A 12,801-nucleotide genomic window follows, 5' to 3' on the forward strand; every position below is an offset into this window, starting at 1 on the left:
GCAAGCGCCATAGTCGCCATTACAGATTTCATAAAACTTGTTTTATTCTTCACAAAAATCATTTTCAAAATTCACTATAGATTGCTTCGTCACCTTACGGTTCCTCGCAATGACGTTCTTTTATAATAATACAATATTTTCCTTTAAACTCACCTCAACCAACTTAATTCGGCGTAAAATTAAAATGCAACACCAGCGAAGGGGCCCTAAAATTCGGCGGAAGTTCCGGCACCTTGGAAATCTGCACCGCGCGCACCGACAAATGGTCCCAGGTCTTGTTTCCGGAACTGCGCTTCAAGGTAATCGCCGTAATGCCGCCAAAGCGGTCCACCGTGAACTGCACCGTGGTCTTCACATCGCGACGCACGTTCAGGTTCGAAGGCGGATTGAAGTTGCTCATGATAATTTGTTTCAAACGTTCTAGATAAACTTGCATCAAGGGGTCCATGTCCACAGACCCGACGGGGTTTAGACTCGGGGCTTCGACCGATGTCGGCAAGTCCAGGTCATCGACAGCAAAATCATCCACCGGCTCCGGTTCGGGTTCAGGTTCCGGCTGCGGCTCTTCGACCGGCTCCGGTTCAGGCGGTTTTTCTTCGACCTTGGGTTCCGGCGGAAGTTCCTTGTTCACCTTGGGCTTGGGTTCCGGCTTGGGCTTAGGCTCAATCGGTTTGGGTTCCGGTTTGGGCTCCACCGGTTTAGGTTTCGGAGGCTGCGGGCGCGGCATAGCCTGCTGCACCTGCACCATTTCAAATACAGGAATCGGTTCGGGTTCGTGTTTGAAATTCACAAAGTGGACAGCCACACAGACACCCACGATGAGCAAATGGAACACCACCGCACAGGCGATGATCTTGACCATCATCCCATCGTCGTCAGACGAAAAATAGTGAATGTTTCTCTCTGTGCTCACCTAGTTCTGTCCCGGTTTTTCCTTGGGATTCATCGTCAAGAATCCGAGCTTTGTCACGCCCAGCTTTTGCACCTGAGTCACCACCTTCATCACAAGGCCGTAATTCACCGATTCATCGGCATTAATCACCACCGCCATTTCGCCGTTCCAAAGCGACTTGAACACATTGTTGAAGCTCCCGAAATCGACCATCATGTCAGCGATGTAGAGTTCCTCGTTCTTGGTGATAGACACCTTCAAGAGTTTTTCCTGCTCCATGGTCGGGGCTTCCGCCTTGGGCAAGTCGACCTTGACACCCTGACTCATCAGGGGGGCAGAGATGATGAACACGATAAGGATTGCGAACACGATGTCGATCATGTTCGTTAAGTTCATCTCCTGCTTGAGTTCTTTTCCGCGACTGCGCTTCACTATGCCTCCTAGCCAGCCACTTCTTCAAGGGCGAGCAAGTCGCCGCGCTTAAAGAGACTGAGCACCTGGGAGCCGAAGTTGAAGTACGAAATTTCGTTCTGACCGTTGCGGGAAGTGAAATAGTTGTAGCCGGCAGAAGCGGGAATGGCGACCACAAGGCCTGCCACCGTGGTAATCAAAGCCATGGCGATACCCGGTGCCACCACAGTCAAGTCTGCCGAGCCGTGCTGACCAATCTGGAAGAATGCAACCATGATTCCCCACACCGTACCCAACAAGCCAAAGAACGGAGCCAGGTTCGAGCAGGTCGCCAAGAAGCCCAGGTAGCGGTCTTCGGTAAGGCGAAGGCCTTCGATGGAGCGCTGGATGGTGTCTTCCAGGAGCGATGCACGGTGCTGGATGGAGTCGTAGCTCACAAAGTTACTGAACTTGGAGGCTTCCTTGAGCACTTCCGAAGTAAGGCTCTTCAGAGCGCTTTCGTCCGCCGTTTCGCAAATGGTCTGCAGTTCCACGAACTGGCGTACATTCACGAACTGGCGGAAGAACACCACATTGGCGCGCTGGTTCTTCTTGTTCACGATGTACTTCACGATGATGATGCCCCACGAGCCAAGCGACATCACAGCCAAGATGCCCAAAATGACAAGCGTCGTAATGTCGGACTGCATAAGCATTTGGACAAAAGGAACCGAGTTGTTCAAAATCACCTCCCGTTACAAAAATATAATCGTAACTTGTTGTTTGACAACAATATACAAAAAGTCGTCGGGCAGATATTACCGCCACGACGAAATCAAAGCTGAAATCGGCACCAAAAGCCGAAACCGTAACTTTGTTTACAATACGCCCTTACTGCTCGGGATACCCTTCACCGTGCGGCTCGGGGAAACCGCCATCGCAACGGCACGCGCAAAAGCCTTGAAAATGCTTTCGAGACAGTGGTGATTATCGTTTCCGTAGAACAGCTCTACATGCAAGTTCATGCGGGCATTTTCGCAAAGGCTCTTGAAGAAGTGCTCGAACATGGAAGCCTCGATTCCGCCCGCCATGGCAGCCGGAAGCTTCACGTTCCACACAAAACCGATACGGTTGCTAAAGTCAATGCACACGCGGCTAAGAGCCTCGTCCATCGGCACAAAGTAGAATCCGTAGCGTTCGATTCCCTTCTTATCGCCGAGGCATTCCACCAGCGCCTGACCAAGCACGATAGCGATATCTTCCATGCTGTGGTGCATGTCGACATGAACATCACCATTGCAGGTCAAGTCCAAGTGGATTCCACCGTGGACTTGGAACAAATTAAGCATGTGGTCTAGGAACCCGTTGCCCGAGTTAATCTGACCGGGCGTTGAGTCGTCCAGGTTCAGGGACAAGGAGATGTCGGTTTCGTGAGTCTTGCGAGTAATCGTCGAGCTACGCATAAGAGACCTTTACTTTACGATGCGACCACCATACACGCGGAAGCGCGTCACGCGGCCAAATTTCATTTCAGGAAGTGCCGTTTCCTTACCGTTCAGGTACATCTTGGCAATCGCCTTGGGTTCGCCGATCGTCACGCACAAGGTGTCGTTCGTGTTGTAGACCATCTTGACGCCTGCCCTAGAAATGTTCGCTTCCTTCAGGAAGGAATTCGCATCTTCACGGCGTTTGAGCCCAACCCAAGAAAGCGCTTCGCCGGAACCGACCAGCAAGAAGTTCGTCTTCGTGGTCTTCGGAGCATCGGCCGGTACTTCAACCGCAGCGGAATCCTTCTTAGAGTCCGAAGAAATAAAGATGGTCGCAGAAGCGGGCAAATCGGATTTTTTCACTGCCTCGTCAACTACGGCCTGGCTCACCGTCGCATTCACCGAGAAAAGCTTTTCGGCGCTGTCCCTTGCAGTAGAATCAGCCACCAGAGAATCAGCAGGAACCGCCTCGGCCCCATCAGGAATTTCCTGGGTCATCGAAGCTTCTTCTGCAACGGGCTCATTTTCGGTAAGGCTCTGTTCCTGTTTCTGCTTCAAGGCGATGGATTCCAAATCAAGGAAATGAGAAGCGACTAGGAACGCCAGTACGAGAAGCACAATCACCACGGGAACGGCCATGCTCTTCTTCTTGGTTTCGCCTTCCTTCAGCGGAGAAATTTTCTTGCCAGAAGAAACATCTTCAAAATCGTTGCGTGTAGGCGCCCCCACTTCCTTGTTGTAAGCCTTGAGGACCTGATTCACATCCAGGTTCAACTTGTTGCTGACCGAATGCAAGTAGCCACGCACATAGGCGGCCACCGGAAACGCCCGCCAGTCGGACGCTTCAATAGACTTGATATTTGCAACCGAGAGTTTGGTTGCCGCAGAAAGATCTTCAACCGTCATTCCGCGAGCTTCGCGGGCTCTCGCAATATATTCACCCAGTTTTTCGTCGGGCCGTTTTTCTTCAACCGGATTCGACATTATACCTCTACCTTCAATTCACCCAACATCTGGAGCATTCGCGCCACAGGCAGCCCCACCACATTGTAATAGCACCCCCGAATTTCCTTGATAAGCCTAGCCCCTGCGGTCTGAATCCCATAGGCGCCCGCCTTATCCATCGGGTCTTTAGAATTTACATAATTTTTTAGCTCCTGTTCAGAGCAATTTCTAAAAACAACCTCGGTTTCTTCGCACTCCGCCTTGATAATTTGTCCGCCATGAGCGACAGCAACCCCGGTAATCACCTTGTGCGACCTTCCGTTCAGGCTCCGGAGCATGTCGAACGCTTCCGCTTCGCTGTGCGGCTTTCCGAGGGGGTGACCATCCAAAAACACTAGCGTATCAAAGCCGAGAACAATTTCGGAGGGAAGTTTTTTCGAAACCGAAAGCGCCTTGATGGACGCATTTTCAATCGGGAAATCGAGCGGGTTTTCCGAGGTCGGCTTTTCTTCTTCGTTCGAAACGATCACCTCAAAATTCACGCCTATCTGGGTCAGAATTTCTTTGCGTCGCGGAGACCCACTCGCTAAAATCACTTTCGTCTTACCCATCTCACACCTCTCATTTCACACTACACATTGTTAATTCGTCTCCGTGCTGCCAGCGTTAAGCTTGATATCCGGCAAATCCCTCACGTAAATCGAGAAGCTCCAGCCCGCAGCGGGGCCCGTAGGAGTCCAGCTGAAATCTAGCTGCCAGCAATGCAGCGTCCGGTTAAAGGTAAAGCTATGCGTCACGAAACGGCCTTCGTTGTAGTTGTAGCGAGTGCTGTACGACATTTCCCAGTTGCGGGTCGGCTGTAGCGTGGCGCTGATACCCGTCGAATGCGTCACACGATCCTGGAACAGGTCCTTCGCTACGCGGGTGCTGCTGAAGCTGTAGCTATAGTCGAAGCCGAAGGTCCACTTGAGCATTTCGTACTTGCCCATCTGTGACGGAAGGCCTCCGTTAAAATCGCCGCTCCAGCTGAAGCGCTTCGAGAAATCGTAGCCCCAGTAGATGAGTTCGGGCATCTGCACCTTGTGCGGGTCGTCGGTGAACTTGTGGTACACGCTATGCCGCGTATTGATCGTGAACAGGTAGTCCGGCAAAATCTGGAAGCCGAACGAAGACGTAATATCCGAGAACTGCAGCGAGTCTGCCGCAAAGTTGTACGACACGTTGTGCCTTGTCGTCAAAAGGCGGCGCGTACCATACTGGTCTTCAACCGACTTCGCCGTGTCGCCCTTGCTCGTGTCGGCGACATGCCCCACGACCTTCAGGTACTTGATGTCGAAATCGTTGTTGAGTCCAAAGCCAACCGTCTTCTGCTCGATCTGGTAAGGCGTCTGCCCCAAGAGCGGATGCGGCGCGAATTTCTTGACCGTATCAATTTCAGGCGCGTAGGTATACGAGATGCTCGGCGAAAGCACGTGCCTTGCACCGGTGAAGCGTCCAATTTCTGGGACCCAGATACCGTAGAGTTTGGTATCGGCGGTAATGCTGTAGTTGTGGTTGTAGGCCACCTGGCCGTACTCGTCGTGCTCGGGGTCTAAGCTCATGTAGCGCTTGCGGTACTTGAGCGAATCGTTAGGATTAATCCAGCCCGTTCCAGTCCAGTAGCCAATGAAGGTTGCGCGCGGAGTCAGGTTGATTACATCGAACAGCGAGCCAGAATAGTCCAAAGAATATGTGCCTGTATAGCCCACGTATTCCGCCGTGGTGTCCTTCACGTTCACCGTGTCACGGGCCCGCTTGGTGTAGTAGTTGAAGCGGTTGTTGAAGCTGTAGTTGAACTTTTCCATGTAGCTGATGAACGAGCCGTCCTCGTAGGCTTCGTCATCTTCATCCAGTTCGAAAGTGAACAGCTGGCCGCTCATGCGGTACTGCACATCGGGAAGTTCGCGTTCAAGCATGTCGGTCACCAGGTTGTGGCTCTGGCGCGCCTTGACCGTCAAGCTCTTGTTCGTCCCAAAGCGGCCGGAATAGGTCAACTGAGCATTCGCCTGCTGGTTCAAGATTGTCTCTGCGTCAAGCGCTTTGTCCTTACGGATGCTCTGGCTCGAAACAAACGAGCCCGAACCACTCAAGGTCTGCTTTCCATCGGGTGTCAGGTTTTGGTTGTGCGTAAAGCGGATATCGTAGCCGCTGTTTGCCATGTCGAATTCTTCAAGGTAAGACGTATAGGAGACGTTTCCATCGAGTACGTAGCGTTTCTTGTAGCGCACCTCCCCCGTCAGCGTAGAGCGTTCAAAGCGAGCCTCATCACCTTCGATAATGTCGCCCTTGATCGTTCCGTCCCAGTAGTCGTTGGGCGCATAGTAGAAGCCGATGTTGCTCATGTAGTAGCCCTGCTTCTGGTCACCGCCGAACTTGGGCGTCAAAAGGCCCGACTTGCGTCCACTCTTCAAGGGCGCGACAATCATCGGGAGCACCGCCACCGGCACATCGGCAATGTTCAAGACCACCGGTCGCGCGGTAATCGTTTCCTTGGGTTTCACCACCATGCGCCGTCCGTAGAAATAGAAGTGCTGGTGCGTCGAATCGTTACAGGTACTAAAGTCACCACGCGCAATCTGAATTCGCTGGTCAGGAAGCCTGCGCACCTCCATGCCGTTGAGCTGCTGGTTGTCCTGGTAGGTGGTCGCATAGTAGATTTCACCGATGCGGCTTTTCATATTGTACTTGAGCCGCATGCCCGAAAGCGACGGATTCTTGGTTTCGCGAAGCACCGGGTCGCCCGTCGCCGCCAAGACGCTGTTCTCCTGGTCAAACAAGATGGTGTCCGCATCAAGCGTTGCCGTGCGGTACTTGAGCTGGGCGCTGTTGTTCAGGTTGAAAGTTGACCTGTCCACGTCGTAAACCAGGTCCACGGCTCGGTACTCAATCGTATCGACACCGCTCGTGTCGTTCATCCAGTCCACCTCGGTCGTATCTTCTTCGACCTGTTCCCGTTCTTCAAGCTCAAAGCGAGTCATCTCCTGGCCGAAGGCGGCAGGAGCGGCTATGGCGAACAGCCAAAATGCCCAAAAAGCCCAAAGGAAGCTATGGGTTCTAGATAAAATCACGTTGGGGCATAATGTAGAAAAATCCCCCCGACTAAAAGTCGAGGGACTTGCAAAGATCAATGATGAACAACCTATTACTTCAGCACGGCGTTCTTGCCAGAAACAGAACCGTTGTGGTCAATACGAACAAGGTAACGGCCACTCGGGATGTTTTCACCGTTCCAGCGGAGCGTGTTGAATCCCGGCTGGGCGTTCTCGGCGCGGAGGCTAGCGACTTCGGCACCGTCGGAGTTGAGCACGGTGATGATTGCCGTACCCGCAGAAGACAGGTTGAAGCTGATAGCCTTGCGGGTAAAGCCCTTGAGCGAAGACGAAGAATGCTTGTTAAGCGTCTTGGTCATCTTGGGGCCGAATTCGTTGGCGCGTTCCACATAGACGCCGTTCAGGTTCGTCGCCTTCACGCTCTGGTCGGCTGCGACCAGCGATCCCTGTTGAAGCACTGCCACGAGCTGCTTGTTGTTGCCTTCGGTGGCGCTTGCGAATGTTTCGAGTTCCTGGGCGTTGAATTCGGACTTGTTGTACCAGGATTCCACCTTGGCGCTTTCGATATCCTTCACGGTAATCTGCGCACGGCGGAGCGTTGCGGTATAGGTTTCACCTTCGCTTACGTAGGTGATTTCGAGCGGCTTGTTCACCACGCCGCGGAGCAAGGACTTGGAGGTCTCGATGTCGCCACCCTTGAGGCTCACACCGTCGACGGCAGTAATCACGTCGCCAGCCTGCAGCTTGGTTTCGGCTGCGGGAGTGCCGGGGATCACTTCGGCCACCTTGACACCATCGCGCATCTGGTAAATGGTCACGCCGATACCGCCGAATTCTTCATCGGCCATAATGGGGGCAGCCAAGAGAGCCGCAACAAGAGAAGCCTTGATAAACTTGTTCATAAATTCTCCTTATAAATCCATTCTCCCTAAATATATATTATTTAATCGGTTCGGCAAATCCATTTGTCAAGAAATCATTCTAAAACGGCAAAGCCTTGACAAAATGGGCAAAATTTACTATATATGGAGTATGATTGCGCTCTGAAATTGCGCATTTATCAAATTTCAATAAAAAATTTTCCATAAAAATCTTTGAGTCCCCCCATGAAAAAATTTTTGGGGATATTGTACCCTCTCGAAACCGGGTATGAGTTTCCAAAATTTTTTCAAAAAAGGTAACTCATGAACAAGAAAAACTACTTTCAAAACATTGCCCAGCGGCTCAACGGCAAAACCACTGACACCGAAAACTCGGGAACATGCTTCGCATTGCTCAAAATCATGGAATACTGGGTCCGTTTTTTGCAGGCGGACTCCGATTATCTGAACGTTGAGCCGATCGTCACTCTTATGAATTTTGAGACGCAGACCGAACTCGTCTACGCTCTCGCCAAGATCGAAGAGGAAAATCTGCGGCTCCCCGCCGCCGTGGCATCTAGGGTAAACTACTGCGGTCCCCACGGACGACAGTTTCTGAAAAAATATCCGAATGCGGACTACCATTTCGAAGTAAAGCACTGCATCAACAACATCAGGCATCTCACCCGCGATGTGTTCTCTGAAGAAGAATGGAAAAAATTCAAGAACATCATCATTCCGCTGTTCATGAAGTTCGCATGGAACGAACTGAACAAGGGCCTATCCGAAAACGACATCACGCTGGAACGAATCGAAAAACTGCAAAACATATCCCATCTGCAAGATGACGAAATCGAAGTCATTCTATATCTCTGGCTGAATGAATACGACGAAATGGACATCACTTCTAAAAAGAAGGGACCCACCACGGGAAACCGAAGCCGCTATATGGAAAAAGAATTCGATCTGATTCCTATCGCGACCGGGCTCTCCAAACAGAGGGTATCCGAATTGCTCAACGGCAATTCTCTTCTCGCAAAGCTCGGAATCATCAACGAGGAGACTGATCTCGATCGCGATATCATTTTCCATTTAAACGGACAGAACGAGATTACCAAAATCAGCAACGTAGAAATGGCCGAAGCACCCAAAATTCCGTTCAAGACTCTCGCCAAGGACCGCCCCGAAGCGGAAACGCTTGTGTATCTGTTCAAGAACCATGACTACAAGAAGCCACTCAACATTCTATTCTACGGTCGTGCAGGTACAGGAAAATCGGAACTCGCGAAGGCGCTCGCCCAGGAAGTCGGGCTTCCGATGTATGTCACTAAGACAAGCGACAAAAGCGAACGTTACGGAAACGATCTCACCAATCTTTCCGACACCATACTCCGTCGCCGCGTGCGCGCGATTCGTTTCATCGCCATCAACAACGAAAATGCAAAGACCATCATCTTGGTCGACGAAGCGGACCAGATGCTGAACAGTTTCGAAAAAGGCGCGCTCAACATGCTCATGGAAGACATCTACACGCCGATTATCTGGATTTCAAACTCCATGGACCATGTCGAAGAAAGCACCTGTCGCCGTTTTGACTATTCGATGGAATTCCAGAATTTCACGGCAGAAAAACGTGCCGTTCAGTTGCATTCCGTGCTGGAGTCGTTCCATGTACCTCATCTGATCAGCGAAGAAGAAGTAAACTCCATTGCTGCGGAATACCCGGTGACCGTAGGCGGCTACACCAAGGCCATCCAGAACGCCATTCCTGCAGCAAAGCAGAAAAAAATCAGCCCCATTGACATTATACGCCAAACGCTCAACGCACACGCAAACCTGCTAAACATCGTTTGCGACAACACACGCGACAAGATGACGCGCGCCCCTGCGTACTCACTCTCCGGACTCAACATTGACCAGAATATCGACGACATCTTAGAAATCGCCACGAATTTCAACGGAATCTGGAATAATCTTGACGGGAGCTCCGCGCAGTCGCTCAACATTCTCCTCTATGGAGCTCCGGGCACCGGCAAGACCGAATTCGTACGCTATCTCGCGCGCAGCCTGAACAGGAATCTAGTCATCAAGCGAGCAAGCGATTTGCTCGGAAAGTATGTCGGCGAAACCGAAGCGAACATCCAGGCGGCATTCAGCGAAGCCGAAGAGAGCAAGGCAATACTCTTCTTCGACGAAGCGGACAGTTTTCTCAGCGACCGCAACAATGCCGAGCGCAATTTCGAAGTGCAGCAGGTCAACGAACTGCTGACGCAGATGGAAAATTTCAACGGCATTTTCATTGCCGCGACAAATTTCAACGGTCGTCTCGACAACGCATCTCGTCGCCGGTTCGCCATCAAGGTCAAATTCGACTTTCTCACCCGCGAAGGAATCGAAACGGTCTGGGATTCGTTCTTTCCGAAGCTCTGCTGCCCCGAGCGAATCAAGCGAATGACGACTCTCGCTCCGGGCGACTTCGGCGCCGTATACAACCAGTTGCGCTACATGCCCGAATACAGGCTCACAGCAGACCATGTTGCAAAAGCGCTCGAACGGGAAATCAACGCGAAGGAAGGAGTAGAAAATAAAAGAAGGATGGGATTCTAAAATGTTCGGATATAGCGCAAAAGCCGCCGGCATTTTCGCCGACGGCTTTTTTTATGGTTAATTTTTTTTGCTGCTACATTTCCGCACCGCAGAGTCGATCCATAATGTAACGGATCTTGTCCTCGGTACGCTCCGCACGGTAGACAATATTTTCGTCCGCGCGACCAATGCGCTTAGAATAGTAGACACTATCTTGTTCCTGCAGCATACTGAATTCGCTCGACTTATAATAGCGCAGCAACGATGAATGATGTTCAATCCATTCCATTTTCATTTCGTAATCATAGATATTGATATACTTGTCCGGATTGCACAGATGCAGCATGCCGTTTCGAACCGGAGCATTCAAATCAATTCGCGTTTTGAAGACGAAGTCAACCATAGCGGACTTGATTTCGTCTACACTCTTGAATTCCGGCTTATTCGGCCAAGTCATAAAACGATGCAGAATGGAATAGACCAGCAACAGTTCCTTTTTCAGACCCATCGCAGAAATATGGGCATACCATAGACCGTCCTCCAAATTATAGGCATTCAGAGCACCTGTCCAGTCCTCCTTGATATCGGCATACTTGCCGAACTTACCGCAAGACGTCTTGACCCCGGACATTCCCAGAGACCATAGCCAGTGCAAATGAGCGACCATAACGAGCTCTCCCTTATGAGCTGCCTTCCAATCGGCATTCTTGAGGAGTTCCCTCAGAACGGCAGCCGGAGCATTGATGATATACTCGACGCACTTTTTATAGTCGCCAGCGCCCTTTTTACCGCAGAGCAGTTCCGAAAACAAAACCGGCTGACCGTTTTCGTCTTCGAGCGTTGCGAACTCAACCTGACCATAGTAGTCAACAGCGGATTTCGAGAAGTCTATCGCCTTACCTTCGAGAATGGTCTTTGCGATAAACGCATCGAACAAATTGTAGACGACTTCCCTGTCTTCGTCGAAGAAGCGCTGAAAAGAACGGATGTTGTTGGTGTTTGTCATTTCCATAATGGATCTCCTTAAAAAAACTTTTTTTGAAAAAAATTTTGAGAATTATAAGGGGTTTTGAGTAGATATAGTGGTAAAACCCCGAAATTTTCGAATTTCAGATAAATTAAAAAGCGGAAATTTTTATTAAAAATTTAAAATACCAAACCCATAAGCTATATAAATATAGTAAAAATTGCCATATTTGTAAAGGGGGCTAATTGTCAGGAATTGTCATTTAGACAAAATCTCCATTTATAACGATATAGAAAAAAATGGAGATTATTATGGATTCATGTACAGTCATTTTTTCTAACATGGGCGACACAGACACTCTAGTTCTCAAGCACATCTGGGAAGGCCTCCCGAATGTGAAAGTCGTTGAGGTCAACAACCACAACGGTCCCTGGGCCAAAAAAGTAGATTCCGCCATTCTCGCCGAAAAAGACACACTTATATTATGTGGCCACGGCTACCCCAGCGGACTCCTGTCGCCGCAAACGCACGGCGAACAATTTCTCGTTTCCGAAAGGAACGTACGCTACATCAAGGCTAAACGCGTCATCGGAATCTGGTGTTACGCATCGTCGTTCGCCAAGAGCGTCAACCTCAACGGATTTTTCTCGTCGATGTTCATCAGCAACCCCATCGAAGCGCACATCAACGACTGCACCCGCTCCGATGCAGCAACCATCACCCGCGAAGAAATTCTGTTCGGCCAGCGCCTGAACCAACTCATCGCAAGTGACACCCCCATGAGCGAATGGAAGGACAAACTGATCGACCAGGCCGACATGAGCATTGATGTCGTGAGGTTCAACTACAAGGGACTCACGTACTTGGGGTAAAACTCCCCTGCAACATCCCGGCCTGAACCACCGGAATAAAAAAAAGCCCGCTGGAATGAATGAACGCCAGCGGGTTTATAGTATTATATATAGTGTTAGTTAAAAATCATAATCACTGCCGAACATATACTCTTTACTAACCACTTTCGACATATTCCACTTGCTGATATCACCCTTGAAATGTGAATTATAGAACATAGATCTCATACTTGTCACGTTCGACACATCCCACTTGCTAATATCGCCATTGAATCGAGAATGGCTGAACAATCCGAACATATCCTCCACGTTGGACACGTCCCACCGGCTAATGTCACCATTGAACATGCTCCTCTTTTCCGCCTTTCTATTTAGCTCAGCAAAATCAACTGGGCCAACATCTTCATCACGGTCATAACAACCGAGCACAGGATCGAACAACCCGCTCATGTCCGTCACCTGCGATACGTCAATAAAATTCAAATCGCATTCGAGACCATTTTCTTCAATAGCCTTGTCGATTAGTTCAATGAGATGCTTTCTATCGCGAGCGATAACCTTAACCATCGTGCCTCCTTTTTTGAAAATTTTTTGAAAAAAAAAGATTGAAATTTGGGGGATACAGAGAAAAACTCGAAAAATCTTAATTTTTTCTCTATCAAAAACCCACAATTTCTATTAAAATCTATTTCACCAAAGCCGAGTAAATATAGTAAAAAAAGCCCTCCTTGTAA

General features: G+C 50.1%; 12 protein-coding genes. 2 read left to right on the forward strand and 10 right to left on the reverse strand.

Annotated features, from left to right (window positions below; translation table 11 throughout):
- Nucleotides 1–163: 163 nt before the first annotated feature.
- The 8 genes from ACKI61_RS07885 to ACKI61_RS07920 all read right to left on the reverse strand — a co-directional run bounded on the left by ACKI61_RS07885 (nt 164) and on the right by ACKI61_RS07920 (nt 7,705).
- Nucleotides 164–913, reverse strand: coding sequence for an energy transducer TonB (locus ACKI61_RS07885; protein WP_407457199.1), 750 nt, complete (start codon nt 911–913; stop codon nt 164–166).
- Nucleotides 914–1,324, reverse strand: coding sequence for a biopolymer transporter ExbD (locus ACKI61_RS07890; protein ID WP_173565743.1), 411 nt, complete (start codon nt 1,322–1,324; stop codon nt 914–916).
- 8 nt (nt 1,325–1,332) lie between these two features.
- On the reverse strand, nt 1,333–1,998 hold the full coding sequence (locus ACKI61_RS07895) for a MotA/TolQ/ExbB proton channel family protein (RefSeq protein WP_407457200.1): 666 nt from the start codon (nt 1,996–1,998) through the stop codon (nt 1,333–1,335).
- A 162-nt stretch (nt 1,999–2,160) separates the two neighbouring features.
- Nucleotides 2,161–2,745 carry an imidazoleglycerol-phosphate dehydratase HisB gene (gene hisB, locus ACKI61_RS07900; protein WP_407457201.1) on the reverse strand — a complete coding sequence of 195 codons (585 nt, stop codon included), beginning with the start codon at nt 2,743–2,745 and terminating at the stop codon, nt 2,161–2,163.
- A gap of 9 nt (nt 2,746–2,754) precedes the next feature.
- A complete protein-coding gene (locus ACKI61_RS07905) occupies nt 2,755–3,753 on the reverse strand; it encodes a helix-turn-helix domain-containing protein (protein WP_407457202.1) in 999 nt (332 codons plus the stop codon).
- Entirely contained in the window at nt 3,753–4,325 is a 573-nt protein-coding gene (locus tag ACKI61_RS07910; protein ID WP_407457203.1) for a Maf family protein, read from the reverse strand. Before ACKI61_RS07910 ends, ACKI61_RS07905 begins: the two co-directional genes overlap by 1 nt.
- A gap of 30 nt (nt 4,326–4,355) precedes the next feature.
- Nucleotides 4,356–6,821 (reverse strand): putative LPS assembly protein LptD, encoded by a 2,466-nt coding sequence (locus ACKI61_RS07915; RefSeq protein WP_407457204.1) that lies wholly within the window; start codon nt 6,819–6,821, stop codon nt 4,356–4,358.
- A gap of 74 nt (nt 6,822–6,895) precedes the next feature.
- Complete coding sequence (locus ACKI61_RS07920; RefSeq protein ID WP_407457205.1) at nt 6,896–7,705, reverse strand: S41 family peptidase; 810 nt, start codon at nt 7,703–7,705, stop codon at nt 6,896–6,898.
- Between the two features lie 282 nt (nt 7,706–7,987).
- Here ACKI61_RS07920 and ACKI61_RS07925 point away from each other — a divergent pair, with 282 nt between their 5' ends.
- Nucleotides 7,988–10,270 carry an AAA family ATPase gene (locus ACKI61_RS07925; protein ID WP_407457206.1) on the forward strand — a complete coding sequence of 761 codons (2,283 nt, stop codon included), beginning with the start codon at nt 7,988–7,990 and terminating at the stop codon, nt 10,268–10,270.
- 73 nt (nt 10,271–10,343) lie between these two features.
- Here ACKI61_RS07925 and ACKI61_RS07930 read toward each other — a convergent pair whose 3' ends face one another.
- The gene (locus tag ACKI61_RS07930) at nt 10,344–11,261 is read right to left on the reverse strand and encodes a hypothetical protein (protein WP_407457207.1); all 918 of its coding nucleotides are present in this window, start codon (nt 11,259–11,261) and stop codon (nt 10,344–10,346) included.
- Nucleotides 11,262–11,527: 266 nt separating this feature from the next.
- Between ACKI61_RS07930 and ACKI61_RS07935 the strand changes: the two genes are divergently transcribed.
- Nucleotides 11,528–12,088: a hypothetical protein gene (locus tag ACKI61_RS07935; protein ID WP_407457208.1), complete on the forward strand. Its 561-nt coding sequence runs from the start codon at nt 11,528–11,530 to the stop codon at nt 12,086–12,088.
- A 99-nt stretch (nt 12,089–12,187) separates the two neighbouring features.
- Here the strand turns inward: ACKI61_RS07935 and ACKI61_RS07940 are convergent, their stop codons facing one another.
- Nucleotides 12,188–12,634, reverse strand: a complete 447-nt coding sequence (locus ACKI61_RS07940; protein ID WP_407457209.1) for a BspA family leucine-rich repeat surface protein — start codon at nt 12,632–12,634, stop codon at nt 12,188–12,190.
- Between the last annotated feature and the right edge of the window lie 167 nt (nt 12,635–12,801).

The sequence above is a fragment of the Fibrobacter sp. genome, from assembly GCF_045601785.1.
Lineage (GTDB): Bacteria > Fibrobacterota > Fibrobacteria > Fibrobacterales > Fibrobacteraceae > Fibrobacter.

Excerpts from the sequence above, each read along its gene's own strand:
- ACKI61_RS07895 (WP_407457200.1), bottom strand. The coding sequence starts at position 1,998 with ATGCTTATGCAGTCCGACATTACGACGCTTGTCATTTTGGGCATCTTG.
- hisB (WP_407457201.1), bottom strand. The coding sequence starts at position 2,745 with ATGCGTAGCTCGACGATTACTCGCAAGACTCACGAAACCGACATCTCC.
- ACKI61_RS07905 (WP_407457202.1), bottom strand. The coding sequence starts at position 3,753 with ATGTCGAATCCGGTTGAAGAAAAACGGCCCGACGAAAAACTGGGTGAA.
- ACKI61_RS07910 (WP_407457203.1), bottom strand. The coding sequence starts at position 4,325 with ATGGGTAAGACGAAAGTGATTTTAGCGAGTGGGTCTCCGCGACGCAAA.
- ACKI61_RS07920 (WP_407457205.1), bottom strand. The coding sequence starts at position 7,705 with ATGAACAAGTTTATCAAGGCTTCTCTTGTTGCGGCTCTCTTGGCTGCC.
- ACKI61_RS07925 (WP_407457206.1), top strand. The coding sequence starts at position 7,988 with ATGAACAAGAAAAACTACTTTCAAAACATTGCCCAGCGGCTCAACGGC.
- ACKI61_RS07930 (WP_407457207.1), bottom strand. The coding sequence starts at position 11,261 with ATGGAAATGACAAACACCAACAACATCCGTTCTTTTCAGCGCTTCTTC.
- ACKI61_RS07935 (WP_407457208.1), top strand. The coding sequence starts at position 11,528 with ATGGATTCATGTACAGTCATTTTTTCTAACATGGGCGACACAGACACT.
- ACKI61_RS07940 (WP_407457209.1), bottom strand. The coding sequence starts at position 12,634 with ATGGTTAAGGTTATCGCTCGCGATAGAAAGCATCTCATTGAACTAATC.